Source organism: Serratia sp. CY27727, from assembly GCF_052169275.1.
GTDB lineage: Bacteria > Pseudomonadota > Gammaproteobacteria > Enterobacterales > Enterobacteriaceae > Serratia > Serratia sarumanii.
Window position 1 is genome coordinate 718,202 of the sequence record NZ_JBJNLB010000001.1, and the last position, 24,518, is coordinate 742,719.

Sequence of the window (24,518 nt, forward strand, 5' to 3'; positions counted from 1 at the left end):
GATCCTTAAAGGTGCAGGGAGGCGAGACGTAAGATTTCATTTTGCGAGGTCTGTTTGGTGTTAACGATGCCCGCAACCTGACCATTGCTCATCACCAAAATACGGTCGGTGATCCCCAAAAGCTCCGGCATTTCGGACGAGACGATAATGATCCCCTTGCCCTTCTTCGCCAGTTCGGTCATCAGCTGATAAATCTCGAACTTGGCGCCCACGTCGATGCCGCGCGTCGGTTCATCCAGCATCAGGATCTCCGGCTGCGTCAGCAGCCAGCGGCCGATGATCACCTTCTGCTGATTGCCGCCGGACAGCGAGCCGATATGGGTGTGATGCCCCGGCGTTTTCACCCGCATGGCGTCGATCACCCACTGGGTGTCGCTCTTCATCCGCGCGTTATCCAGCAGGCCGAGCTTGTTTTTATAATTGCGGATATTGGAGATCAGCGAGTTGAAGCCCACGTCGAGGTAAGCGTAAATCCCGGTGGATCGGCGCTCTTCGGTCACCAGCGCAAAACCGTGGTTGATCGCTTCATTGGCGCTGTGGTTATCGATCGCCTTGCCGTGCAGCTTGATGGTGCCCGCCACCTTTTCGCGAATGCCGAACAGCGTCTCGACGATATCGGTGCGTTTGGCGCCCACCAGCCCGGCGATGCCGAGGATCTCGCCTTGATGCAGATCGAAGGACACATCGCGGATCGAGGGCTGGCGCAGCGACGTCAGGTTTTTCACCTCGAGGATCACCTCACCCGGCGTGTTCTGCCTGTCGGGGAAGCGCTGGCTGAGCGAACGGCCGACCATCATAGCGATGATCTTGTCCATATCCAGCCCTTCCAGCGGCTGGGTAGCGATCCACTGGCCGTCGCGCAGCACCGTTATCTCATCGCAAAGCTGAAAGATCTCTTCCATCTTGTGCGAGATATAGACGATGCCGCAGCCGCGCTCTTTCAGCTTGCGGATGATGGTGAACAGGTGATTGACCTCTTTTTCCGTCAGCGAAGAAGTCGGTTCATCCATGATGACGATTTTGGCGTCGTAGGAAAACGCCTTGGCGATCTCGATCATCTGCATCTGCGACACCGACAGGTTGCCCACCTTTTCGCGCGGGTTGATGTCGATATCCAGCTCGTCGAAGATCGCCTGGGTGTCTTTGAGCATTTTTTCCTGATCGACGAACAGGCCTTTGGTCGGATAGCGCCCCAGCCACATGTTGTCCATCACGGTGCGCTGCAGCACCAGGTTCAGCTCCTGGTGCACCATGGAAACGCCGTGCTCCAGCGCTTCTTTCGAACTCTTGAAATCGATCTCCCGGCCCTGAAACACAATGCTGCCGCTGTCTTTTTTGTAAATGCCGAACAGGCATTTCAGCAACGTCGATTTACCCGCGCCGTTCTCCCCCATCAGGGCGTGAATCGAGTGCGGGCGGACGCGTAAATTGACATTGTCCAAGGCTTTGACGCCGGGAAATGACTTACAGATATCCGTCATTTCCAGCAGAAATTCGCGTGAGCTATCGGCCATAAATACACCTGGCTTAACTGTCTTGCAGTCGTAAACATCCCCGCCGGCGGTATTCCTGGTGTTGGCGCCGCAGGCGGGGTCTTAGCGGGATCTCAATTCTTATTTAACAAACTGAGACAGGTTGTCTTTATCTACGCCGACGTAAGGAATACGCACGACTTTATTTTCGATTTTATATTGGGTGCCTTCGGTGGCCGGTTTGCCCGCCGCCAGGTTCTTCGCCAGCTCGAAGGTGGCTTTCGCCTGGTTGTCGGCGTCGTTCAGCACCGTGCCCGCCATCGCGCCGGATTTCACCAGCGCCAGCGCCTCAGGCAACGCATCGACGCCAAACACCGGGATAGTGGTCTTGTTATGCGCCTTCAGCGCTTCCACCGCGCCCATCGCCATGGCGTCGTTGTTGGCGATCACCACTTCAATCTTGTTGGCGTTCGGGCCGGAGAGCCAGGCGTCCATCTTGTCTTTCGCCTGCGCGGTATCCCACATCGCGGTATCCATCTGTAGCTGCTGGGTCTTGATGCCTTTCTCGTTCAGCGTTTTCACCACGTAGGTGGTGCGCGCTTCAGCATCCGGGTGGCCCGGCTCGCCTTTCAGCAGCACGAACTGGATCTGGCCGTCTTTGTTCAGATCCCAGGCCGGGTTGGCTTGCCAGTGTTTGGCGATCAGCTCGCCCTGGATCACGCCGGATTCTTTGGAGTCGGTGCCGACGTAATACGCCTTCTCATAGCTGTCCAACGCCTTGCGGGAAGGCTCTTTGTTGTAGAACACCACCGGGATATCGTTTGCGCGCGCCTTATCGATAACCACCGGCGCCGCGGCCGGGTCGACCAGGTTGATCGCCAGCGCTTTCACGCCCTTGGCCAGCAGCACGTCGATCTGATCGTTCTGCTTGGACTGGTCGTTCTGCGAGTCATTCATCAGCAGGGTGACGTCCGGTGAAGCCTTGGCGTCTTTCTCAATAGCCTTGCGCACCACCGACATGAAGTTGTCGTCGTACTTGTAAATCGTGACGCCAATACGGGTGTCAGCATGGGCTGCGGCGCCAAACATCATGGCTGCGGCCATGGCGGCCAGGGTGAAAACCTTCTTATTCATTGTCAGTCTCCGGTTCTGTGTAGGGTATTACTCGTCTTTGAGCCAATGGTCACCGGCAGTGCGCACACCCCAGGCCAGGCGATTTCCACTCAACACCTGCCGTCCGTGGATTTTGTTATTTCCGAGAAATGCTGTGTCAGCGCGAGATAAAGGTTGCAGCGGCAAGGGCCTTTGCGCCGGAAAACGCCTAGAGCATAGACGGCGTGATGTTAATATTCTGTGAATTTTCTCACAGATTGAAAACGGTTACACAAGATTAAATCGTCAGAGAGTGACCGTCGCCTCACTTTGCCAGGGGGCGACAGAATGGCGCCGCACCAGCGTCGGCATGAACAGATGAGCGGCCTGCGGCTCCGTCAGGCCTGCCGCGCCCTGCAACGCCAGCTCGGTGGCCAGCGTGGCCATCGAGACGATCGGGTAGCGCACCGTGGTAAGCTTGGGGCTGGTGTAACGCGCGATGGGGATGTCGTCGAAGCCGATCAGCGAGAAATGCTGCGGCACCGTGATACCGTTTTCTTTCAGCACCGCCATGGCGCCGGCGGCCATGGCGTCATTGTAGGCGAACACCGCGCTCAGCTGTAAGTTGCGCCCCAGCAGCTCCACCATCGCCGCCTCGCCGCCCTGCAGATCCGGCGAACCGTAGGCGCGCCAGTTGTCCGGCGTGGCCAGCCCGGCGGCGGCCATCGCCTGCGCATAGCCCTGCTGGCGCAGCGGCCCGTCTTCGATCGGGTGATTGGAGCCCAGATAGCCGATGCGCCGATGGCCCTGCGACAGCAAAAGACGCATCGCCATTTCCGCGCCGCAGACGTTATCCAGCCCGACGCAGCGCGGCTCATAGCCGGGGATAATCCGGTTGATCAGCACCATGCCCGGCACCTGCTCCAGAAAACCGATCAGTTCGGCATCGCTCAGGGCTTTGGCGTGAACAATCAGGGCGTTACAGCGCTGGCGAATCAGCACTTCGATCGCGTGGCGCTCTTTGTCCGCCTGATGATAGCTGTTGCCGATCAGCAGGTATTTGTGGTGTTTCTGCGCCACCGTGTCTACCGCTTTCACCAGCGCGCCGAAGAACGGATCGGAGACGTCCATCACCACCACGCCCAGGGTATCGCTGCTTTGGGTCGCCAGCGCCTGCGCGTTGGCGTTGGGGCGATAGCCCAGCTCCGCCACCGCCTGCAGCACCTGCTCGCGCGTCTCCTTGCTGGTCAGCGCGCTGTGGTTCAGCACGCGGGAGACGGTCGCCACGGAGACTCCGGCGCGTTTCGCCACGTCGCGGATGGTGATCGGATGAACTGGAGGCATGCGGGATCCTGAAATCGGGGTAGTGGCCGGTGGCGCTATCCTACCCCGATTGGCCCGCTGCTCTGCGTGAATTACGTCACAGGAAAGAAAACGTTTACATACATTTTTTTAACCTGCCGGCGGGCGCTCACTTCAGCGTTTTGGGTTCCGCTTCGCCGGCGGCCAGCTGCGTCAGCCTGCGCCACAGCCATTCCATCGGCCCCTGTTCGAAGTAACGCAGCCACAGTGCGGAAAACGCCAGGTTGGCCAGCCAGACCAGAGGCACAAACGCCAACAGCTGCAGCCGGTCGAACTGCTCATAGAGGCCAAAGCGATAAAACAGCGTGGTGCAGATCAGCGTTTGCAGCAGGTAGTTGCTCAACGCCATGCGCCCCACCAGGGTCAGCCAGTGGGCGATGCGCATGCGCGACAGCGCGGGCCAGAAACCGTAACACAGCGCCAGATAGCCCATCGCCTGCAGCGGGGCGCCCAGCTCGCGCGGCACCTGCAGCAGGAAACCGCTCCAGCGATAGTCCCAATGCACCTGCCATTGCAGCGCCACCGCCGGCAGCTGGATCAGCACCGAAAGCGGCAGCAGCCACGCCGCCTGCCGCAAATAATAACCGGAGGAATAACTGCCGCGCAGCCAGCCGCTGCGCATCAGCCCGGCGCCGAACAGCATCAGCCCCGCCAGCTCCCAGCCATACTGCGCGCCGATGGCCAGCAGGCTGGACGAGAGCAGATCGGCGCGGCTGCGCCAGGCTTCGAAACCGCCCTGCAGCTTCCAGAACTTCTCGTACTGCAGCTCCGCCGCGCCCGGCTGCCAGAAGCTGCCCGGCTCACCGTGCGAGACGAAGCCGAGCAAAAGCAGCACCGCCACGCCGATCAAATACAGCACTACGCCGGTTTTCAGCAGCTGGAAGGTTTCTTTGGCTTCGCGGATCATGCGCCAGCACACCAGGCCGATCAGCCCGTAGGCCAGCAGAATGTCGCCGTCCCACAGGAAGATGGCGTGCGCAAGGCCGAACAGCAGCAGCCACGACAGCCGCGCGCGGATCCAGCTTTTGCCGCGCCGCAGCAGCATTTGCAGCCCGGCGCCGAACAGCAGCGCGAACATCGCCAGGAACTTGGCCTGGGCGAACAGATCGAGCAGCGCCCAGGTCCAGGCGTCGCGCGATGACGGCATGCCCAAATAGGCCGGGTTGAGGTAGGCGGCCTTCGGCAAGCCGAAGGCGCTGATGTTCAGCAATAAAATGCCGAGGATGGCGATGCCGCGCACGCAGTCCAGCGTGGCGATGCGCGGCAGAGGGTGACTGTTCATTTTTTATCGCTGTCTTCCGCTCATGAAAAAGGCGCCCGCAGGCGCCTGTTGTCGTCGTGCGGGTCGCCCCGCTACGCCATCACCCCTGGTGATGACGCACCGCGCGCAGGAACTCCTGGCGGGTATTCTGGCTGGACTTGAACAGCCCCCCCAACGAGGTGGTGGTGGTGGCGCTGGTCGCGTCGCGGATGCCGCGCGCCTTGACACAATAATGGACCGCATCGATCGATACCGCCACGTTATTGGTGCCGAGCAGAGTCTGCAGCGCCACCAGGATCTGCTGGGTCAGGCGCTCTTGCACCTGCGGACGCTGGGAGAAGAACTGCACGATGCGGTTAATCTTCGACAGGCCGATCACCGAGTCTTTCGGGATATAGGCCACGGTGGCCTTGCCGTCGATGGTCACGAAGTGGTGTTCGCAGGTGCTGGTCAGCGTGATATCGCGCACCGTCACCATCTCATCCACCTTCATCTTGTTCTCGATAACGGTGATTTTCGGGAAGTTGGCGTAGTCCAGCCCGGAGAAGATCTCGTCGACATACATTTTGGCGATGCGATGCGGCGTCTCCGCCAGGCTGTCATCGGACAGATCGAGGTTCAGCAGCTGCATGATTTCGGTCATGTGCTCTTTGATGCGGCGCTTGCGCGTTTCGCGATCCAGCACTTCCCCGCGCAGCGGCGTCTCCAGACCACGCTCTTCCAGTGCCGCATGCACCAGCGCGGCTTCTTTACTTAATGATGTCATGTATTTGTTCTCCTGCGGACGGAACCCGCCGGCGGCCTGGTAAGGCGTGCGGCCGGCGAATTGCTTGCTCTCGTGACGGCAGAGTTTTCGTGGTGGATAACGTGAACCCGGTCAAGATTTTGCCCCCACTGTAGATGAGAGCGCGGCGATTATCCAGTGATAGTGCTTCATCCGCAGGTGAAATATTCGCATTTAGCACAATCAGGCCGGCTGCGGGATTCCACGCTTTTTGTATGGATTTCAATCACCGCATCGCCGTTTTTTGCGCCAACCGCCGCGCCGGGGTATTCACCACCAGCGCACCGGCCACCAACAGCGCCGCCACCGCCACGTACAGCGCCGGCTCCAGCCGATGGGTCAAGGCGGTCGACAGCGCCGACAGCATCGGCCCGACCAGCTGGCCGATCGCATAACCGGTGGTCAGCAATCCGGCCATGTAGCGCGCATGGCGCGGTGCCAGTTCTCGGCCGTGTTGAAGGGCGAGCTGCACCACGCAGAGGAAGCCGCCGCCGGTCAGCAACGCCCCGAGCGCCAGGCCGGCCACGCCCGGCACCACTTCGGCGCTCAGCACGCCCAGCGCCTGTATCCACAGCGTGATCGCCAGCCGGCTCTGGGTGGTCAGACGATGGCGGGTCAAAATGCCGATAACGATCCCCAGCACCGCCGCGCCGCCGAACACCGGCCAGACGAACTGCGCGAACAGGCTGCCGGGAAAACGCGCCGCCGCCATCTGCGACAAGAACGTCGCCGGCAGGATGTAGCCGAACCCGGCCAGGCTGTAGCTCCACACCAGGCGTTTGAGCGCCGGCGTCAGCAGCAGCGGTTCCGGGGCCACGTCCGGGCGATGCAGCTCGCCGCTGCGCGGCAGAAAGGCGCTAATCGCCCCCACCAACGCCAGCGCCGGCACGCCATACACCAGCCAGGCCTGCGCCGCCGTCAGCCCCAGCGTGTTGATGCCCACCGCCAGCATGCCGCTGAGGAAGATACCGGCGCCCGGCCCGGCGAACACCGCCGCGCTCAGCGCCGGCCGGCCGTAGTGCGCCAACCGCTCATTGGTCCATGCCGCCACCAGCACCATCGCCCAGCCGCTGGCCCAGCCGATGACGAAGCGCAGCGCGCCGTGCGTCCATTCATCCTGCGCCAGCGCCGACAGCAGCGTCAGCGCCACCGCGCCCCACACGCCAAGCCACAGACGCCGCTCGACGTGGCGCGTGGCGCGCATCGCGTCGTAGGCGCCGCACAGGTAGCCCAAATAGTTGATCGCCGCCACCAGCCCGGCACCGGTCAGGGTGAACTGATGTTCCGCGATCATCAGCGGCACCTGGGGGGTGAAAGCGAAGCGGCCAATGCCCATCGCAACGATCAGCGCGGCAAAACCGCTCAAGGCAATACGTAAAGCCATATCGGCATCCAAAAGGTTAAAAGAAAGTTGCCAGTATCATGCCGCAGTATTAAACTCACAAAAACTGAATAATACTAATCAAGTTCATCACGAAACGAGAATATTATGGATCTGACCCAGCTTCGCATGTTCTGCTGCGTGGCGGAAACCGGCTCGGTCGCCCGCGCCGCCGAGCAGCTGCACCGCGTGCCGTCGAATCTGACCACCCGGCTGCGCCAGCTCGAGCAGGAGCTGGGCGCCGATCTGTTTATCCGCGAAAAACAGCGCCTGCGCCTGTCGCCGATGGGCCATAACTTTCTGTGCTACGCCAACCGCATCCTGGCGCTGAGCGACGAGGCGATGAGCATCACCCACGCCGGCGAACCGGCGGGCAACTTCGCCCTCGGCTCGATGGAGAGCACCGCCGCTACCCGGCTGCCCTCGCTGCTGGCGGCTTACCACCAGCGCTTCTCGCAGGTTTCGCTGTCGCTGACCACCGGCACCTCCGGCGAAATCGCCGATCGGGTGCGCGCCGGCACGCTGGCCGCGGCGCTGGTCGACGGCCCGGTACCCTATGACGAGCTGAACGGCTGTATCGCCTATCCTGAACATATGGTGGTGATCTCCTGCCTCGATCACGCGCCGATCCACAGCGCCAAAGACGCCAATGGCGAGACGCTGTTCGCCTTTCGCGCCAGCTGCTCCTACCGCCTGCGGCTGGAGGCCTGGTTCAAGCGCGAAGGCGCGCGGCCGGGGCAAATTATGGAGATCCAGTCCTATCACGCCATGCTGGCCTGCGTCGCCAGCGGCGCCGGGCTGGCGATGATCCCGCATTCGGTGCTCAGCCTGCTGCCGGGCCATGAGCGGGTGCGGGTTCACCCCCTGCCGCCGGACGTGGCCGACACCGCCACCTGGCTGCTGTGGCGCCGCGACGCGTTCGGCCCGAACGTGCGCGCGCTGAAAGAATTGATTATTGAACAGACGGAAACCGCCGCTGTTGATGAAAGCACCCCCAACGATTTATCAGACGTTGTCGATATCGCCTGATTTAAAAGAAAACCACTGAGGAGACTATGATGGAGATGATCAAAACCCGCGCCGCCGTTGCCTGGGGCCCGAACCAGCCGCTGAAGATCGAAGAAGTCGAGCTGATGCCACCGCAAAAAGGCGAAGTGCTGGTGCGGATCGTCGCCACCGGCGTTTGTCACACTGACGCCTACACCCTGTCCGGCAAAGATCCGGAAGGCGTGTTCCCGGCGATCCTCGGCCACGAGGGCGGCGGCGTGGTGGAAGCGGTCGGTGAAGGCGTCACCAGCGTGGCGGTCGGCGATCACGTGATCCCGCTCTACACCCCGGAGTGCGGCGAGTGCAAATTCTGTAAATCCGGCAAGACCAACCTGTGCCAGGCGATCCGCGCCACCCAGGGCAAAGGGCTGATGCCGGACGGCACCCCCCGCTTCTTCAAGGACGGCAAGCCGATCTTCCACTACATGGGCACCTCCACCTTCTCCGAGTACACCGTGGTGCCGGAAATCTCACTGGCGAAAATCAACAAGGAAGCGCCGCTGGAAGAAGTGTGCCTGCTGGGCTGCGGCGTGACCACCGGCATGGGCGCGGTGATGAACACCGCCAAAGTGCAGCCGGGCGATACCGTGGCGATCTTCGGCCTGGGTGGCATCGGCCTGTCGGCGATCATCGGCGCGCAGATGGCCGGCGCGGGCCGCATCATCGGCATCGACATCAACACCAGCAAGTTCGATCTGGCGCGCAAGCTGGGCGCTACCGATCTGATCAACCCGAAAGACTATGACAAGCCGATTCAGGACGTGATCGTCGAGCTGACCGACGGCGGCGTCGACTTCTCCTTCGAGTGCATCGGCAACGTCAACGTGATGCGTTCCGCGCTGGAGTGCTGCCACAAGGGCTGGGGTGAATCGGTGATCATCGGCGTCGCGGGCGCGGGCGAAGAGATCTCGACCCGTCCGTTCCAACTGGTCACCGGCCGCGTCTGGCGCGGTTCGGCGTTCGGCGGCGTCAAGGGCCGTTCGCAGCTGCCGGGCATCGTCGAGCGCTATCTGGACGGTGAATTCGCGCTGAACGACTTTATCACCCATACCATGGGGCTGGAGCAGATCAACGAAGCGTTCGATTTGATGCACGAAGGCAAATCGATCCGTTCCGTCATCCACTTCGACCAATAAGCCAGGAGGCAGAGATGACGTTGTCATTGGAACTTCTCGAAGAGCACCGCATGTTCGGCGGCTGGCAGCAGCGCTATCGCCACGCGGCGCAGAGCCTGAATTGCAACATGACATTCAGCATCTACCTGCCGCCGCCGCGCGATGACAACCCGCCGCCGGTGGTGTACTGGCTGTCGGGGCTGACCTGCAACGACGAGAACTTCACGTTGAAAGCCGGCGCGCAGCGCATCGCCGCCGAGCTGGGCCTGGTGCTGGTGATGCCGGACACCAGCCCGCGCGGCGACGAGGTGCCGAACGACGAAGGCTACGATCTGGGCCAGGGCGCCGGGTTCTACCTGAACGCCACCCAGGCGCCGTGGGATCGCCACTTCCGCATGTACGACTACATCAGCGCCGAACTGCCGGCGCTGATCGAACAGCACTTCAGCGTCAGCGATCGTCAGTCGATCTTCGGCCACTCGATGGGCGGCCACGGCGCGCTGATGATGGCGTTTCGCAATCCGCAGCGCTTCCGCTCGGTATCGGCGTTCGCGCCGATCGTTAACCCGTGCCAGGTGCCGTGGGGCCGCAAGGCGTTCACCGCCTATCTGGGCAGCGACGAAAGCCAGTGGCTGCAGTACGACAGCTGCCATCTGCTGGCCAGCGGCGCGGAAAAAATGCCGGTCCTTATCGACCAGGGCGACGACGACCAGTTCCTGGCCGACCAGCTGCAGCCGGCGCGGTTGGCGGAGCTGGCGCGCCAGCGCGACTGGCCGCTGACGCTGCGCATTCAGCCGGGGTACGATCACAGCTACTTCACCATCGCCACCTTCGTGGAAGATCACCTGCGCTTCCACGCCGAGCACCTGTTCCGCTGATAAAAAAATCCGGGCGGTTATTAAAGCGCCCGGATTTCTTCAAAAGCCATCATTGCCATATCCATTCCTCATCCCTGTAATATACACGGGTCAAATTTTCACCAATTTTACTCGTAAAACAGGGGTATGCCAATTTAGCGATGCCATCACCCCTTCAGCTTAGGATCGAGCGCGTCGCGCAATCCGTCGCCCAACAGGTTGAACGCCAGCACGGTAATGAATATCGCCAGACTGGGGAAGATCGCCACGTGCGGCGCGATCACCATATCGGCGCGCGCCTCGTTGAGCATCGCCCCCCACTCCGGCGTCGGCGGCTGGGCGCCCAGGCCCAGAAACGACAGGCTGGCGGCGGTGATGATCGAGGTGCCGATGCGCAGGGTAAAATAGACCACGATCGAAGACAGAGTGCCCGGCAGAATGTGCCGCAGGATGATGGTCCAGTCCGAGGCGCCGATGCTGCGCGCCGATTCGATATAGGTCAGGTGCTTCAGCACCAGCGTATTGCCGCGCACCAGGCGGGCGAAGGCCGGAATGCTGAAGATCGCCACCGCGACGATCACGTTGGCCATGCCGCTGCCCATGATCGCCACCACGCCGATCGCCAGCAGAATACCGGGAAACGCGAACAGCACATCGCAGACGCGCATGGTGAGGCGATCCCACCAGCCCTCATAGTAGCCGGCCAGCAGCCCCAGCAGGGTGCCGATCGCCCCGCCCGCCAGCACCGAGAACACCCCGGCCGCCAGCGAAATGCGCGTGCCCATCAGGATGCGGCTGAAGATATCGCGCCCGAGAGAATCCACGCCCAGCCAGTGCATCAGCGAAGGCCCCTCGTTCAGCCGATCGTAATCGAAATAGTTTTCCGCATCGAACGGTGCCAGATAAGGCGCCAGCAGCGCCGCCGCAATCAGCAGCAGCACCAACAGACCGGCGACCAGCGCCGCCCGCTGGCGGCGAAAACGCCGCCAAAACTCGCTCCACGGCGTGCGTACCGCGTTGGGATCGATAAGCGGCATCGCCTTCAGTGCGGCGTTGCGCCGCCAATGCTTAATCATGCCGCGTCCTCATTGATAACGAATCGCCGGGTTGATCGCCGCGTACAGCATATCCACCAGCAGGTTGATCAGGATGAATTCCAGCGAGAACAGCAGCACCTCGGCCTGGATCACCGGGTAATCGCGCATCTCCACCGAGTCCACCAGCAACCGCCCCAACCCCGGCCAGTTGAACACCTTCTCCACCACGATCGAACCGCCGAGCAGGAAGCCGAACTGCAGCCCCATCATGGTCACTACCGGGATCATCGCGTTGCGCAGGCCGTGTTTCATCACCACCACGCTTTCCCGTACGCCCTTGGCGCGCGCGGTGCGCATGTAGTCTTCCTGCAGCACCTCGACGAACGAAGCGCGGGTGAAACGCGCCATCACCGCTGCCACCGCCGCCCCCAGGGTGATCGAAGGCAGAATGTAGTGTCGCCAGCTGTCGGCGCCCACCGTCGGCAGCCACCCCAGTTCGACCGAGAACACCTGCATCAGCAGCATACCGAGCGCAAAGGCCGGGAACGAGATCCCCGACACCGCCAGCGTCATGCCGAGGCGATCCGGCCAGCGGTTGCGCCACACCGCCGACACCACGCCGATCGCCAGGCCGAACGCCACCGCCCACAGCATGCTGGTGACGGTCAACCAAAAGGTCGGCATAAAGCGCGAGGCGATCTCTTCGCTCACCGGGCGCTTGGACACCATCGAGATGCCAAAATCGCCCCGCAGCGCGTTGACGAAGAAGTGTGCGAACTGCTGCGGCAGCGGCTGATCCAGCCCCAAATCCTTGCGCACCAACTGCACCACCGCCTCGTCGGCCTCCGGCCCCGCCGCCAGCCGCGCCGGATCGCCCGGCAGCAGGTGGACGAACAGGAACACCAGCACCGCCACGATCAGCAGCGTCGGGATCAGGCCCAGCAGTCGTTTCAGAAAATAATTGAGCATCTCATTCCTTCCCCCGCCTGCCGCCGCTTGGCCGCAGGCGGGGATGGGCGCCTTATTTCAGATCGGCGTTATCAAAGTTGAACGAGGTATCCGGCATCACGTAGAAACCGCTCAGCTGTTTGCTGTTGGCCGACAACAGACGTTCGGTCGCCAGGAAGATCCAGGGCGCATCGGCCCAAATGCGATCCTGCGCGTCCTGATACAGCTTCTGCTTCTCGGCGCGATCGGTGGTCGCCAGCGCGTCGGTCAGATCCTTATCCACCTGCGGGTTGCTGTAGAACGCGGTGTTGAACTGCTTCGGCGGCGCCGCCTGGGTGGAGAACAGCGGCGATAGCGCCCAGTCCGCTTCCCCGGTCGAGGCCGACCAGCCGGTGTAGAACAGCCGCACGCCGGTGTCCTTCACCCCGACGCTCTCCACCTGCGCCGCACGCTGCCCGGCATCCATCGCCGTCACCGTCACTTTCACCCCCACCTGCGCCAGCTGCTGCTGGGTGAACTGCAGCACCTTCTGCGCGGTGCTGTGGTTGTGGGAAGACCACAGCGTGGTGGTGAAGCCGTTCGGGTAGCCGGCCTCTTTCAGCAGCTCGCGCGCCTTGGCCGGATCGTACGGCCACGGCTTATAGCGGGCGGCGAAGTCAATGGCCGGCGGCACCGGCCCTTCCGCCGGCACCGCGTACCCGGCGAACGCCACTTTGATCAGCGCGTCCTTGTTGATGGCATAGTTCAGCGCTTGGCGCACCTTCGGATTGTCGAACGGCTTCTGAGTGACGTTCATGCTGATGTAACGCTGCAGGATCGACGGGGCGGCCACCACGTCCAGCTTGGCGTTGCCCTCCAGCACCTTGGCCTGCTCGTAAGGGATCGGGAAGGCGAAGGTCGCCTCGCCGGTCTGCAGCATCGCCGCGCGGGTGTTGTTATCCACCACCGGGCGCCAGGTGATGCTGTCGAGCTTCGGCAGCCCCGGCTGCCAGTAGCCGTCGAACTTCTTCACCTTGACGAAATCGGTCTGGTTCCAGGTCACGAACTGATACGGCCCGGTGCCGACCGGGTGGAAACCGATCTCCTTGCCGTATTGCTTCAGCGCCGCCGGCGAGATGATCGCCGCCGCCGGGTGCGCCAGGTTGTTGACGAACGCCGAGAACGGCGCCTTCAGCACGATCTTCACCGTATTGGCGTCCACCGCTTCGGTTTTGTCGATCATCTTGAACAGGTTGTAGCGCTTGAGGTGGCTGTCCGGGTTGCTGGCGCGATCGAGGTTTACCTTCACCGCCTCGGCGTTGAACGCGGTACCGTCGTGGAATTTAATTCCCTGGCGCAGTTTGACGGTGTAGGTCAGGCCGTCTTTGCTGACCTCATAGCTGTCCGCCAGCACGTTCACCAGCTTCATGTCCTTGTCGAAGCCGAACAGCCCCTGATAGAAAGACTTGGCCACCGCCTGCGACAGCGTATCGTTGGCGTCGTAAGGATCGAGGGTGGTGAAGTTGGAGGCCACGGCGATCACCGCGTCCTTCGCCGCCCAGACCGGGCCGGTTCCCGCCGCCAGCAGTACGGCGGCCAACAGCGCATTGCGTTTGAATGTGTGCTTCATGTCGCTTGTCTCTCCTGAGGTCTTTAAAAAGCACCGGCGATCGGGTGGCGGGCGACAAAGTGCCCGGCGCCAACCTGCACCAGCGGTGCGGTAACGGGTTCATCGCCCAGCGCGCGCACCGGGCTGGGGATCTCATCGGCCGGCAGCGGCTGCCGTTTGTGGGCGTGGGCGGGATCGGCCACCGGCACCGCCGCCATCAGCTTGCGGGTGTAGGGGTGCTGCGGGTTGTCGAACACCGCCTGCCGTGGGCCGATCTCAACGATCTGCCCGAGGTACATCACCGCCACCCGGTGGCTGATGCGCTCCACCACCGCCATGTCGTGTGAAATGAACAGAAAAGCGATGCCGAACTCGCGCTGCAGGTCGAGCAGCAGATTGACGATCTGCGCCTGAATCGACACGTCCAGCGCCGACACCGCCTCGTCGGCGATCACCACTTTCGGGTTCAGCGCCAGCGCGCGCGCGATGCAGATGCGCTGGCGCTGGCCGCCGGAAAATTCGTGCGGGTAGCGGCGCGCATGCTCCGGCAGCAGGCCGACGCGCTCCAGCAGCCAGGCCACCCGTTGCTCCGCCTCGCGGCCGCGCATCACGTTGTGCACCAGCAGCGGCTCCATGATGGAAAAACCGACCGTCAGACGCGGATCAAGCGAAGCGTATGGATCCTGAAAGATGAACTGAATATCGCGCCGCAGGTGCTGCAGCGCCGGCCCCTTCAGTTGGTCTATTCGCCGCCCGGCGAAGGTGATGGTGCCGCTCTGGCTGTCCACCAGCTTCAGCAAAGAGCGCCCGGTGGTGGACTTGCCGCAGCCGGACTCGCCCACCAGCCCCAGCGTCTCGCCGGGGTAAAGATCGAAACTGACGTTTTCCACCGCGTGCACCCGGCGAGTAACCCGATTGAACAACCCGCCGCGCAGATCAAAACGCGTGACCAGATGCTCCACCTGCAGGATCGGCGCGGCGTCTGGCGGCACGGTATCCTGCGGCGCCGTATCCCCCTCGCCGCCCGGCAACGGAAACTTCGCCGGCAGCGGCCGATCGGCCATCGCCCCCAGCTTCGGCACCGCCGCCAACAGCGCCCGGGTATAGGCCTGCTGCGGCGCGGCAAACAGCTCGCGCACCCGATTCTGTTCCACCTGCTCGCCGCGGCGCATCACCAGCACCCGATCGGCGATCTCTGCCACCACGCCCATGTCGTGAGTAATGAAGATCACCCCCATCTGCATCTCCCGTTGCAGCACGCGGATCAGCTGCAGGATCTGCGCCTGAATGGTGACGTCGAGGGCGGTGGTGGGTTCATCGGCGATCAGCAGCGCCGGCTTGCAGGAGAGCGCCATGGCGATCATCACCCGCTGGCGCATGCCGCCGGAAAGCTGGTGCGGGTAACGCCCCAGCACCTCTTTGGCCTCCGGAATGCGTACCAGATCGAGCATGCGCAGCGCCTCCTGGCGCGCGCTGCGGCGATCCATGCCCTGATGCAGGCGCAGCGATTCGGCGATCTGCTCGCCGACCGGAAATACCGGGTTGAGCGAGGTCATCGGCTCCTGGAAGATCATCGCCATGTCGGCGCCGCGCACCGTGCGCAGCGTGCTCTGCGAGGCCTGCGCCAGATCGAGCAGCGCGCCGTCGCGCCGGCGCAGCGTCATGGCGCCGCCGACGATGCGCCCGCCGCCCTGCTCCACCAGCCGCATCAGCCCCAGCGAAGTGACCGATTTGCCGGAGCCGGACTCACCGACGATCGCCAGCGTCTCGCCGCGATCGAGATCGAACGACAGGTTGCGCACCGCTTCCACGGCGCCGTCCGGTTGAGGAAAGCTGATGCTCAGATCGCGCACCGTCAGCACCTGCTGCGGCGGCAATGACGGCCCGCCGCTGGCGGCGGGTCGAAGTAAAACGTCGGTCATGCACCCTCCCGGTGAACGCTTAGCGGTAAATCCCGACGGACGGCGCATCGCCGACATAGCCAAAACCGCGATACATCCCCTCGCAGTTGAACGGCAGCGCGATATTGCCGTGGCGATCGACGGCGATCATGCCGCCGCTGCCACCGAGGGCCGGCAGCTTCTCCATCACCACCCGATCGCTGGCCGCCTGCAGGCTCAGATCGCCGTATTCGATCAGGGCGGAGACGTCATAGGCCGCCACGCCGCGCATGAAGATTTCGCCGGTGCCGGTGCTGGAAACCGCCACGGTGGCGTTGTTGGCATAGCAGCCGGCGCCGATAATCGGCGTGTCGCCTACCCGCCCGGCCTGCTTGTTGGTCATGCCGCCGGTCGAAGTGGCGGCGGCGAGGTTGCCCAGCGCATCCAGCGCCACCGCGCCGACGGTGCCGAATTTGCGATCGGGATCGAGCGGATCGCCGGCCTGCGCCGCGCCGTCGTGATCGAGCAATACCCGGCCCTGCTCCGCCTGGGCGCGGTGCAGCTGATCGAAACGTTCCTGGGTAAAGAAGAAATCGGGAGCGACCATTTCCAGGCCGTGGGCTGCGGCAAACTTCTCGGCGCCTTCGGCGGCAAACAGCACGTGTTCGCTATTTTCCAGCACCGCGCGCGCCGCCAGCACCGGGTTGCGGATGCGGCTGACGCCGGCGACGGCGCCGGCATCGCAGGTGCGGCCGTCCATCACGCAGGCATCAAGCTCGTGGGTGCCCTGATGGGTGAACACCGATCCTTTACCGGCGTTGAACAGCGGGCACTCTTCGAGCAGCCGCACCGCTTCGGTCACCGCGTCCAGCGCGCTGCCGCCCTGGGCCAGTATCGCCTGCCCAGCGGTCACGATCTCGGACAGTGCCTGGATATACTGCCGTTCTTTTTCCGCACTCAGCGCCGCCCGGGTAATTGCGCCCGCGCCGCCATGAATGGCAATCACTGGTTTGCTCATTTGCCTGACACCCTGTGTTAATCCCGCCGTTGCGCAGCGAATAAGCTGAGCGCGGTATCATTATTATTCAGTCTTTTTCGACTCTATTTAGTCCTACAGTGGAAGTACAGCATAACGTCCACGTCCCGCTTTTAGCGTAGCGCGCTTAGACCATTTCGCACCTTGAAATAGCTTATTGGAATAAAAACAGCAGGTTATAAAAAGCCGTAAACCGCCGATCGTACGGCCGAGATTATTGGTAATTCCGCGTGCGGAAATAGCGGCATGGCGTAAGGAAATAAACGTTCGCGCTGAATAACGCTTATTGCGGCGCCCGGCCTGCTGTTTTTTCCCCGGCCGGGCGCAGATGATCCGAGATTAAAAACCCGATCCGGGCTGCTGTAAAAAAGCCTCTTCTTCCGGCGTGCTGGTGCGGCCCAATATCGCATTGCGATGCGGGTAGCGGCCGAAACGATCGATGATCGCCTTATGCCGAAGCTCGAACTCCAGCTGGTCGCCGTTGTTGAGCTCGGTGTACAGCACCAGCGCCTGCTGGTGGATCAGCGGCGATTCCGAATGCATGAACGGCAGATAGAGGAAACCGCGCTGCTCGCGGCTCAGCCGTTCGCACTCGCCGCTGCGGATCGCCTCCTGCGCCAGGATCAGCGCCATGCCGTCGCAGGCGAACGACTGCGGCATGCCGCGGAACAGGTTGCGGCTGAACTGATCGAGCACGATCACCTCCGCCAGGCGCCCCTCGATGGTGTCGCGCCAGTGCGCCAACTCCCCCGCCGCCGCCGCGCGCCAGATTTCGCCGAAACGGCTGTGCAGCAGACGATCGAAATCGTCGTCCTTTTTGAACCACATGATCGGTTCGATCTCGTCGAACCAGAAGTCGATAACCTGTTTATGCATCATGATTCTCCTCTGTTTTACGCAGTTTATACCCGATCGCTCCAGCGCCGCAGTGCGAAAGATGGCGGGCATAACCCGTTCTCCCCCCCGACGTTCTCTGCCATAATACCCGCACTTTGTCGCTATTTTAGCGCACCCTGATTACGGAGTTCCCTTTATGGATCATTGCCATACTTCCGATCTCATTTCCCTGGAGCAAGCGCTGGAAAAAATGCTCGGGCAGATCGCCCCACTGCAGCAGACCGAATCCGTCGCCCTGACCGCCGCCGCCGGCCGCATCACCGCCGCGCCGGTGGTCTCGCCGCTCGACGTGCCGCCGTTCGCCAACTCGGCGATGGACGGCTATGCGCTGCGCCTCGCCGATCTGGCGGCCAATGCGCCGCTGCCGGTCGCCGGGAAAGCTTTCGCCGGTGCACCGTTCGACGGCAAATGGCCGGCCAACAGCTGCGTGCGCATCATGACCGGCGCGCCGATCCCGGCCGGGGCGGACGCGGTAGTGATGCAGGAGCAGGCCGAGGTGAGCGACCAGGGCGTGCGTTTTTCCGCGCCGGTTGAAGCCGGCCAGAATATCCGTCTGGCGGGTGAAGACATTCGCCGCGGCGCGAGCGTGTTGCCGGCCGGCGTGAAGCTGGGCGCCGCGCAGCTGCCGCTGCTGGCTTCGCTTGGCGTCGCCGAGGTGCAGGTGATGCGTAAGCTGAAGGTGGCGGTGTTCTCCACCGGCGACGAACTGCAGCCGGTCGGCCAGCCGCTGCAGGCGGGCCAAATCTACGACACCAACCGCTTCGCGGTGCGCCTGATGCTGGAGCAGATGGGCTGCGAGGTGCTCGATCTCGGCATTATCCGCGACGATCGCGATGCGCTGCGCGACGCCTTCACACAGGCAGACAGCCAGGCCGACGTGGTCATCAGCAGCGGCGGCGTCTCGGTCGGCGAGGCCGACTACACCAAACAAATGCTCGACGAACTGGGCCAGGTCAGCTTCTGGAAGCTGGCGATCAAACCCGGCAAACCCTTCGCCTTCGGCAAACTGGGCCACGCCTGGTTCTGCGGCCTGCCGGGCAACCCGGTTTCCGCCGCCCTGACCTTCTACCAACTGGTGCAACCGCTGCTGGCGAAGCTGGCCGGCCACAGCGACTGGCGCCTGCCGCCGCGCCTGCGCGCACGGGCGCTGACCCCGTTGAAGAAATCGCCGGGCCGCCTCGATTTTCAGCGCGGCGTGTTCCGCAGCAACGCCGCGGGCGAACTGGAGGTCAGCACCACCGGCCACCAGGGCTCGCACGTCTTCAGCTCTTACAGCCAGGGCAACTGCTTCATCGTGCTGGAGCGCGAACGCGGTTCGGTGGCGGTAGGCGAAACGGTGGAGATCGAGCCGTTCAACGCCCTGCTGAGGAGCTGAGCATGCTGCCGGAATTGACCGACGCCGAAGCGCTGCGCTACAACCGCCAGATCGTGCTGCGCGGCTTTGACTTCGACGGCCAGGAGAAGCTGAAGGCCGCCCGCGTGCTGATCGCCGGGCTGGGCGGGCTGGGCTGCGCCGCTGCGCCATATCTGGCAGCGGCCGGCGTCGGCCATCTGGTGCTGGTGGATTTCGACACCGTCTCGCTCTCCAACCTGCAGCGCCAGATCCTGCACCGCGACGATCGCATCGGCCAGAGCAAGGTCGCCTCCGCCAGGCAGGAACTGAGCGCCATCAACCCGCATATCCGCATCGACGCGATCGACGGCCGTTTGGAAGATGACACGGTCGCGGCAGAGATCGCCGCCTGCGATCTGGTGCTGGACTGCACCGACAACGTGGCGGCGCGCGACGCCCTGAATCGCCTGTGCCACGCGCAGCAGAGGCCGCTGGTTTCCGGTGCGGCGATCCGCATGGAAGGCCAGCTCAGCGTGTTCACCTATCAGCCGGGCGAGCCCTGCTACCGCTGCCTGAGCCGGCTGTTCGGCGACAGCGCCCTCACCTGCGTCGAAGCGGGCGTGATGGCGCCGCTGGTCGGCACTATCGGCACCCTGCAGGCGATGGAGGCCATCAAGCTGCTGGCCGACTATGGTCAGCCGCTGCGCGGCAAGCTGTTGATGTTCGATGCGATGAGCATGCAGTTCCGGGAGATGAAACTGCCGAAGGATCCGCACTGCGAGGTGTGCGGCGGGGAATGACGGATAAAAAAAGGGCGGGATAATTCCCGCCCTGATGCGTTGCCGCGAGGGTTACACGATGCCCTGGCTGCGCAGATAGTCTTCGTAGTTGCCGGTAAAGTCGATCACCTTGTTCGGGGTGATTTCCAGAATGCGCGTCGCCAGCGAGCTGACGAACTCACGGTCGTGGGAGACGAAGATCAGCGTGCCTTCGTACATCTCCAGCGCCATGTTCAGCGATTCAATGGATTCCATATCCAGGTGGTTGGTCGGTTCGTCCATCACCAGAATATTCGGGCGCTGCATCATCAGCTTGCCGAACAACATGCGGCCCTTCTCACCGCCGGACAGCACCTTCACTTTCTTCTTGATGTCGTCCTGGCTGAACAGTAAACGGCCCAGCACGCTGCGCACCGCCTGCTCGTCGTCTTTTTCCTGCTTCCACTGGCTCATCCAGTCGAACACGGTCAGGGTATCGTCGAACTCGTATTCGTGATCCTGCGCGTAGTAACCGATACGGGCGTTTTCCGACCACTTCACGGTGCCGCTGTCCGGCTGCGCGTCGCCCACCAGCGTTTTCAGCAGGGTGGTTTTACCGATGCCGTTGGCGCCCAGCACCGCAACCTTCTCACCCACTTCCACCATCAGGTTCAGCTTGCTGAACAGCGGGCCGTTGTCGAAGCCCTTGGTGAGCGCTTCCACTTCCAGCGCGTTACGGAACAGCTTCTTGTCCTGATCGAAACGGATGAACGGGTTCTGGCGGCTAGAGGCCTTCACTTCTTCCAACTGGATCTTGTCGATCTGGCGGGCGCGCGAGGTGGCCTGCTTGGATTTGGAGGCGTTGGCGCTGAAACGGCTGACGAACGATTGCAGTTCGTTGATCTGCGCCTTCTTCTTGGCGTTGTCGGCCAGCAGACGTTCACGCGCCTGGGTGGCGGCGGTCATGTATTCGTCGTAGTTGCCCGGATAAACGCGCAGTTCGCCGTAGTCCAGATCCGCCATGTGGGTGCAGACCATGTTCAGGAAGTGACGGTCGTGCGAGATGATGATCATGGTGCTGTTGCGTTCGTTCAGCACCTGCTCCAGCCAGCGAATGGTATCGATGTCCAGGTTGTTGGTCGGTTCGTCGAGCAGCAGGATTTCCGGATCGGAGAACAGCGCCTGCGCCAGCAACACGCGCAGCTTCCAGCCCGGCGCGATTTCGCTCATCGGGCCATAGTGCTGTTCCACCGGAATGCCGACGCCAAGCAGCAGTTCGCCGGCGCGCGCTTCGGCGGTGTAACCGTCCATCTCGCCGTAGGCGACTTCCAGATCGGCCACTTTATAGCCGTCTTCTTCGCTCATCTCCGCCATGGCGTAGATGCGGTCGCGCTCTTCCTTCACCGCCCACAGCTCGGTATGGCCCATGATCACGGTGTCCAGCACGCTGTATTGTTCGAAGGCGAACTGATCCTGACGCAGTTTACCCAGGCGCTCGTTCGGATCGAGGAACACGTTGCCGCCGGTCGGCGCCAAATCGCCGCCGAGGATTTTCATAAAGGTGGACTTGCCGCAGCCGTTGGCGCCGATCAGGCCATAACGGTTGCCACCGCCGAATTTAACAGAGATGTTTTCAAACAACGGCTTGCTGCCGAACTGCATGGTGATGTTGTTGGTGCTTAACACAGCGCTCGCTCTTTATACATAGGGAATGTGATTTGGCGCGCATTATGCCACAACGGGGTTAAGAGATCGCGGGAAGTTTTGGTGACATTTTGAGCGGTGACGACGGATGAGTCATAGCTGGGTTGAATAATACCGATAAAATTCACGGCGAGATTTCACGCAGCAAGCCGTACAATATTTGAAACCAATTCGCCAAATATATTAATTAAACTTAAAAATGACATTTATTCTCCCCAGAACCGCCCCAGGCACGAATAAATCGTATCTGTTCACCTTATGAAAATCATTAATACAGCCAACACGTCTCTATTTAATTCTAGTTTTTTCCGACTATCGCCACACATTCTGCTATACGCGACATTTTGTGACCGCCTTCTTAATTACCAAGGTTTTTTAGAGGATTAATGCGTTACAGCTCACTAAATCGACATGGCACATTCGTTCCAGCTGAAAAAAAATCAAATAAAAACAATTAAATACAGAAAGATGTGAAAATCAAACCACCGTTATCCCGCTAACTACTCTCATATTGCATATGATTGTACATACAAGTATATGTAAACGTGACGTTGCCGTTTTGTTGGCGTTTCGGGGCTCGGTTATCGCCGCCCCGGATAACGCCACCCCGGCCAGAAAATAATAACAACACACCGTCCACCTATCGCGAGAGACAACGATGAACACTGCTGAAAACGCATTGCCCAAAAGCCAAACGGCGCAGAAGGGCGCGGTAAATTACAAAGTCATTGTCGGCGCCAGCCTGGGCAACGGCCTGGAGATTTTCGACTTCACCGTCTACAGCTTCTTTGCCGCCATTATCGGCAAACTCTATTTTCCCAGCGACAGCGCCTACGGCTCCTTGTTGATGTCGGTGGCGGTGTTCGGCGTCGGCTTTATCATGCGCCCGCTGGGCAGCATGGTGCTGGGTGCCTATGCCGATCGGGTCGGCCGCAAGGCCGCCATGCTGATGACCATCGTGCTGATGGGCGTCGGCACCGCGCTGATCGCCTTCGCGCCCACCCATGCGCAAATCGGCGTTCTGGCGCCGGTGCTGATCGTGGTTGGCCGCCTGATTCAGGGGTTTGCCGCCGGCGGTGAAGTGGGCTCGGCCACCACGCTGCTGCTGGAGTCGGCAGGGGCCAACCAACGCGGCTTCTTCGTCAGCTGGCAGGCGATAAGCCAGGGCATCAGCGCCCTGCTTGGCGCCTCTTTAGGCCTGGCGCTCACCTATTTTCTGCCGGAGCAGGCACTGTATGCCTGGGGCTGGCGCGTGCCGTTCATCATCGGTTTGTTGATCATTCCCGTCGGCATCTATATTCGCAAACATCTGGAAGAGACCTACAGTGGAGAGGCGCCGGCTCACGCGCGGCCGCCGCTGAATCCGGTATGGGATCTGGTGAGCAATCATGCCAAAGATCTGTTGCTGGGCGTATTGATCATCATGTCCGGCACCGTGATGGTCTACGTGGTGCTGCTGTATATGCCGACCTACATGATGCAGACCTATCACATCGCCGGCCCGACCGCCTACCTGTTCAGCTGTATTGCCTCTGTGGTACAGATCATCGCGGTCTATTGCGCAGGCCGTTACGTCGATCGGGTGCAGAACTACAAAAGGCCGCTGCTGTTCTCCATTTTTGCGGCGTTGATCCTGATTTACCCGACCTTCTGGTTCCTCAGCGCCACGCAAACCCTGTGGCTGGCGATCGTTTTCCGCATCCTGCTGATCGGCGCGCTGGGCATCAACATGCTGGCCAGCACCATGCTGATCGTTTCGGCGCTGCCGCGCCACGTGCGCGCCACCGGCACCTCGATGATTTACGCCTTTGGCGTGACGCTGTTCGGCGGCTCGGCGCAGTTGGTCGTCACCTGGCTGCTGGACGTCAGCGGCAATCCGATGGCGCCGGCGTGGTACGTCACCGGCATGTTGACCGTCAGCCTGATCGCCACTCTGCTGTTCCGGGAGCGTCATAAAGAATAGCGCCTGCTGCCGAGCCGTGCGGCTATCGGCTGCCCGGCGCCGGCGTAATGCCCTGTTCCTGCAAGAGGGCAATAAACGCCTGCGCGGCGGCGCTGCGGTAAGCGCCTTTGCGCTGCAGCCATACCGCCTGCCGCACCGGCATGGCGTTGGCCAAAGCCACTTTTTTCAACTGCCGGTTCTCGCGCACAATGGCGGCCGGCAGCAGCGTGGCGAGCTGCCCGCGCCGCACGATCTCGACGATGGCGCCCAGCGCATTGGCCTCCACCGCCACCTGCGGCCGGAAACCCAGCTGCGTGCAGTAGCGATCGATAAACTGGCGCGTGGCGAAGTCGCCGCTCAGCAAGGCCAGCGGCAGATGTTGCCACTCCGCCAGCGTCAGCGGCCGGCGATGAGACGCCAAGGGATGATCGGCGCCGACCATCAGCTCCAGCGACTCATTGAACAACGGCGCCGCTTCCACCTCCGCCGACTGCGCCATCTCGAAGGCAATGCCCAGATCCAGCCTATCCTGCGCCAGCAGCGCCTCCATTCGCTCTTGCGCCATCTCTTCAATGCTCAGCGTAATCCCCGGATAGCGGCGGTAGAAGGCATCGACCGCCGGCCCCACCAGATAGGCGGTGAACGTGGGGGTCATCGCCAGCCGCAAATGGCCGCGCGCCAGCGTCGCCACGTCATGGATCGCCCGCGCGCCGGCATCCAGATCCTGCAGCGCCAAGCGCGCATAGCGCATCCACGCCTCACCGGCGTCGGTCAGGCGCACGGCTCTGCCGCTGCGATCGAACAGCGGCGCTCCCAATGTGTCTTCCAGCTGCTTGATCTGTTGCGACAGCGTCGGTTGCGAGACGTGCAGCGATTCGGCGGCGCGGGTGAAGTTGCCCTGTTCGGCAACGGCCAGAAAATAACGGATGTGTCGCAGCAGCATAACGCCCCAGCTATTAGTAAAACCTATAGCTGGCATTATAAATGGGTCTTAGACCCTATAGCCAGAAGCGTTCATCATGCC

The 24,518-nt window shown here is 62.1% G+C and carries 20 protein-coding genes; 6 read left to right on the top strand and 14 right to left on the bottom strand.

Annotation, left to right across the window (positions count from 1 at the left end):
• Positions 1–5: 5 nt before the first annotated feature.
• The 6 genes from mglA to ACJ8HB_RS03585 all read right to left on the bottom strand — a co-directional run bounded on the left by mglA (position 6) and on the right by ACJ8HB_RS03585 (position 7,355).
• Entirely contained in the window at positions 6–1,514 is a 1,509-nt protein-coding gene (gene mglA / locus ACJ8HB_RS03560; protein ID WP_033637724.1) for a galactose/methyl galactoside ABC transporter ATP-binding protein MglA, read from the bottom strand.
• A gap of 99 nt (positions 1,515–1,613) precedes the next feature.
• Positions 1,614–2,606, bottom strand: a complete 993-nt coding sequence (gene mglB / locus ACJ8HB_RS03565; protein WP_033637723.1) for a galactose/glucose ABC transporter substrate-binding protein MglB — start codon at positions 2,604–2,606, stop codon at positions 1,614–1,616.
• A gap of 264 nt (positions 2,607–2,870) precedes the next feature.
• Entirely contained in the window at positions 2,871–3,908 is a 1,038-nt protein-coding gene (galS, locus tag ACJ8HB_RS03570; RefSeq protein ID WP_033646782.1) for an HTH-type transcriptional regulator GalS, read from the bottom strand.
• A gap of 127 nt (positions 3,909–4,035) precedes the next feature.
• Complete coding sequence (gene yeiB / locus ACJ8HB_RS03575) at positions 4,036–5,208, bottom strand: DUF418 domain-containing protein YeiB (protein ID WP_047568515.1); 1,173 nt, start codon at positions 5,206–5,208, stop codon at positions 4,036–4,038.
• A gap of 79 nt (positions 5,209–5,287) precedes the next feature.
• Positions 5,288–5,953, bottom strand: coding sequence for a GTP cyclohydrolase I FolE (gene folE / locus ACJ8HB_RS03580; RefSeq protein ID WP_004938969.1), 666 nt, complete (start codon positions 5,951–5,953; stop codon positions 5,288–5,290).
• Between the two features lie 244 nt (positions 5,954–6,197).
• Positions 6,198–7,355, bottom strand: a complete 1,158-nt coding sequence (locus ACJ8HB_RS03585) for a YbfB/YjiJ family MFS transporter (protein WP_047568517.1) — start codon at positions 7,353–7,355, stop codon at positions 6,198–6,200.
• Between the two features lie 105 nt (positions 7,356–7,460).
• On the opposite strand from ACJ8HB_RS03585, the gene ptrR reads away from it, so the two are divergent.
• Genes ptrR through fghA form a run of 3 tightly spaced genes read left to right on the top strand, consistent with a single transcriptional unit; the run spans position 7,461 to position 10,392 of the window.
• On the top strand, positions 7,461–8,381 hold the full coding sequence (ptrR, locus tag ACJ8HB_RS03590) for a putrescine utilization regulator PtrR (RefSeq protein WP_033654969.1): 921 nt from the start codon (positions 7,461–7,463) through the stop codon (positions 8,379–8,381).
• A gap of 29 nt (positions 8,382–8,410) precedes the next feature.
• Complete coding sequence (locus ACJ8HB_RS03595) at positions 8,411–9,535, top strand: S-(hydroxymethyl)glutathione dehydrogenase/class III alcohol dehydrogenase (RefSeq protein ID WP_047568520.1); 1,125 nt, start codon at positions 8,411–8,413, stop codon at positions 9,533–9,535.
• Between the two features lie 14 nt (positions 9,536–9,549).
• Complete coding sequence (gene fghA, locus ACJ8HB_RS03600; RefSeq protein ID WP_047568522.1) at positions 9,550–10,392, top strand: S-formylglutathione hydrolase; 843 nt, start codon at positions 9,550–9,552, stop codon at positions 10,390–10,392.
• 146 nt (positions 10,393–10,538) lie between these two features.
• Here fghA and gsiD read toward each other — a convergent pair whose 3' ends face one another.
• From gsiD to ACJ8HB_RS03630, 6 genes are all read right to left on the bottom strand, one after another.
• The gene (gene gsiD / locus ACJ8HB_RS03605; RefSeq protein ID WP_049233469.1) at positions 10,539–11,447 is read right to left on the bottom strand and encodes a glutathione ABC transporter permease GsiD; all 909 of its coding nucleotides are present in this window, start codon (positions 11,445–11,447) and stop codon (positions 10,539–10,541) included.
• A gap of 9 nt (positions 11,448–11,456) precedes the next feature.
• Entirely contained in the window at positions 11,457–12,377 is a 921-nt protein-coding gene (gene gsiC, locus ACJ8HB_RS03610) for a glutathione ABC transporter permease GsiC (RefSeq protein ID WP_033637716.1), read from the bottom strand.
• 52 nt (positions 12,378–12,429) lie between these two features.
• Positions 12,430–13,965, bottom strand: a complete 1,536-nt coding sequence (gene gsiB, locus ACJ8HB_RS03615; protein WP_004938996.1) for a glutathione ABC transporter substrate-binding protein GsiB — start codon at positions 13,963–13,965, stop codon at positions 12,430–12,432.
• 23 nt (positions 13,966–13,988) lie between these two features.
• A complete protein-coding gene (locus ACJ8HB_RS03620) occupies positions 13,989–15,866 on the bottom strand; it encodes a dipeptide ABC transporter ATP-binding protein (protein WP_047568525.1) in 1,878 nt (625 codons plus the stop codon).
• A gap of 19 nt (positions 15,867–15,885) precedes the next feature.
• Positions 15,886–16,842: an isoaspartyl peptidase/L-asparaginase family protein gene (locus ACJ8HB_RS03625; RefSeq protein WP_033646796.1), complete on the bottom strand. Its 957-nt coding sequence runs from the start codon at positions 16,840–16,842 to the stop codon at positions 15,886–15,888.
• A 357-nt stretch (positions 16,843–17,199) separates the two neighbouring features.
• The gene (locus tag ACJ8HB_RS03630; protein WP_047568527.1) at positions 17,200–17,736 is read right to left on the bottom strand and encodes a DUF924 family protein; all 537 of its coding nucleotides are present in this window, start codon (positions 17,734–17,736) and stop codon (positions 17,200–17,202) included.
• Positions 17,737–17,893: 157 nt separating this feature from the next.
• Here ACJ8HB_RS03630 and moeA point away from each other — a divergent pair, with 157 nt between their 5' ends.
• Positions 17,894–19,132, top strand: a complete 1,239-nt coding sequence (moeA, locus tag ACJ8HB_RS03635; protein WP_047568529.1) for a molybdopterin molybdotransferase MoeA — start codon at positions 17,894–17,896, stop codon at positions 19,130–19,132.
• Positions 19,133–19,134: 2 nt separating this feature from the next.
• On the top strand, positions 19,135–19,890 hold the full coding sequence (gene moeB / locus ACJ8HB_RS03640; protein ID WP_047568531.1) for a molybdopterin-synthase adenylyltransferase MoeB: 756 nt from the start codon (positions 19,135–19,137) through the stop codon (positions 19,888–19,890).
• A gap of 51 nt (positions 19,891–19,941) precedes the next feature.
• On the opposite strand, the gene ACJ8HB_RS03645 is transcribed toward moeB, so the two are convergent.
• Complete coding sequence (locus ACJ8HB_RS03645) at positions 19,942–21,534, bottom strand: ABC-F family ATPase (protein ID WP_033637709.1); 1,593 nt, start codon at positions 21,532–21,534, stop codon at positions 19,942–19,944.
• Between the two features lie 676 nt (positions 21,535–22,210).
• Between ACJ8HB_RS03645 and ACJ8HB_RS03650 the strand changes: the two genes are divergently transcribed.
• Entirely contained in the window at positions 22,211–23,515 is a 1,305-nt protein-coding gene (locus ACJ8HB_RS03650) for an MFS transporter (protein ID WP_047568534.1), read from the top strand.
• A 22-nt stretch (positions 23,516–23,537) separates the two neighbouring features.
• On the opposite strand, the gene cynR is transcribed toward ACJ8HB_RS03650, so the two are convergent.
• Positions 23,538–24,437, bottom strand: coding sequence for a transcriptional regulator CynR (cynR, locus tag ACJ8HB_RS03655; RefSeq protein ID WP_047568536.1), 900 nt, complete (start codon positions 24,435–24,437; stop codon positions 23,538–23,540).
• Between the last annotated feature and the right edge of the window lie 81 nt (positions 24,438–24,518).

Excerpts from the sequence above, each read along its gene's own strand:
- mglA (WP_033637724.1), bottom strand. The coding sequence starts at position 1,514 with ATGGCCGATAGCTCACGCGAATTTCTGCTGGAAATGACGGATATCTGT.
- mglB (WP_033637723.1), bottom strand. The coding sequence starts at position 2,606 with ATGAATAAGAAGGTTTTCACCCTGGCCGCCATGGCCGCAGCCATGATG.
- galS (WP_033646782.1), bottom strand. The coding sequence starts at position 3,908 with ATGCCTCCAGTTCATCCGATCACCATCCGCGACGTGGCGAAACGCGCC.
- yeiB (WP_047568515.1), bottom strand. The coding sequence starts at position 5,208 with ATGAACAGTCACCCTCTGCCGCGCATCGCCACGCTGGACTGCGTGCGC.
- folE (WP_004938969.1), bottom strand. The coding sequence starts at position 5,953 with ATGACATCATTAAGTAAAGAAGCCGCGCTGGTGCATGCGGCACTGGAA.
- ACJ8HB_RS03585 (WP_047568517.1), bottom strand. The coding sequence starts at position 7,355 with ATGGCTTTACGTATTGCCTTGAGCGGTTTTGCCGCGCTGATCGTTGCG.
- ptrR (WP_033654969.1), top strand. The coding sequence starts at position 7,461 with ATGGATCTGACCCAGCTTCGCATGTTCTGCTGCGTGGCGGAAACCGGC.
- ACJ8HB_RS03595 (WP_047568520.1), top strand. The coding sequence starts at position 8,411 with ATGGAGATGATCAAAACCCGCGCCGCCGTTGCCTGGGGCCCGAACCAG.
- fghA (WP_047568522.1), top strand. The coding sequence starts at position 9,550 with ATGACGTTGTCATTGGAACTTCTCGAAGAGCACCGCATGTTCGGCGGC.
- gsiD (WP_049233469.1), bottom strand. The coding sequence starts at position 11,447 with ATGATTAAGCATTGGCGGCGCAACGCCGCACTGAAGGCGATGCCGCTT.
- gsiC (WP_033637716.1), bottom strand. The coding sequence starts at position 12,377 with ATGCTCAATTATTTTCTGAAACGACTGCTGGGCCTGATCCCGACGCTG.
- gsiB (WP_004938996.1), bottom strand. The coding sequence starts at position 13,965 with ATGAAGCACACATTCAAACGCAATGCGCTGTTGGCCGCCGTACTGCTG.
- ACJ8HB_RS03620 (WP_047568525.1), bottom strand. The coding sequence starts at position 15,866 with ATGACCGACGTTTTACTTCGACCCGCCGCCAGCGGCGGGCCGTCATTG.
- ACJ8HB_RS03625 (WP_033646796.1), bottom strand. The coding sequence starts at position 16,842 with ATGAGCAAACCAGTGATTGCCATTCATGGCGGCGCGGGCGCAATTACC.
- ACJ8HB_RS03630 (WP_047568527.1), bottom strand. The coding sequence starts at position 17,736 with ATGCATAAACAGGTTATCGACTTCTGGTTCGACGAGATCGAACCGATC.
- moeA (WP_047568529.1), top strand. The coding sequence starts at position 17,894 with ATGGATCATTGCCATACTTCCGATCTCATTTCCCTGGAGCAAGCGCTG.
- moeB (WP_047568531.1), top strand. The coding sequence starts at position 19,135 with ATGCTGCCGGAATTGACCGACGCCGAAGCGCTGCGCTACAACCGCCAG.
- ACJ8HB_RS03650 (WP_047568534.1), top strand. The coding sequence starts at position 22,211 with ATGAACACTGCTGAAAACGCATTGCCCAAAAGCCAAACGGCGCAGAAG.
- cynR (WP_047568536.1), bottom strand. The coding sequence starts at position 24,437 with ATGCTGCTGCGACACATCCGTTATTTTCTGGCCGTTGCCGAACAGGGC.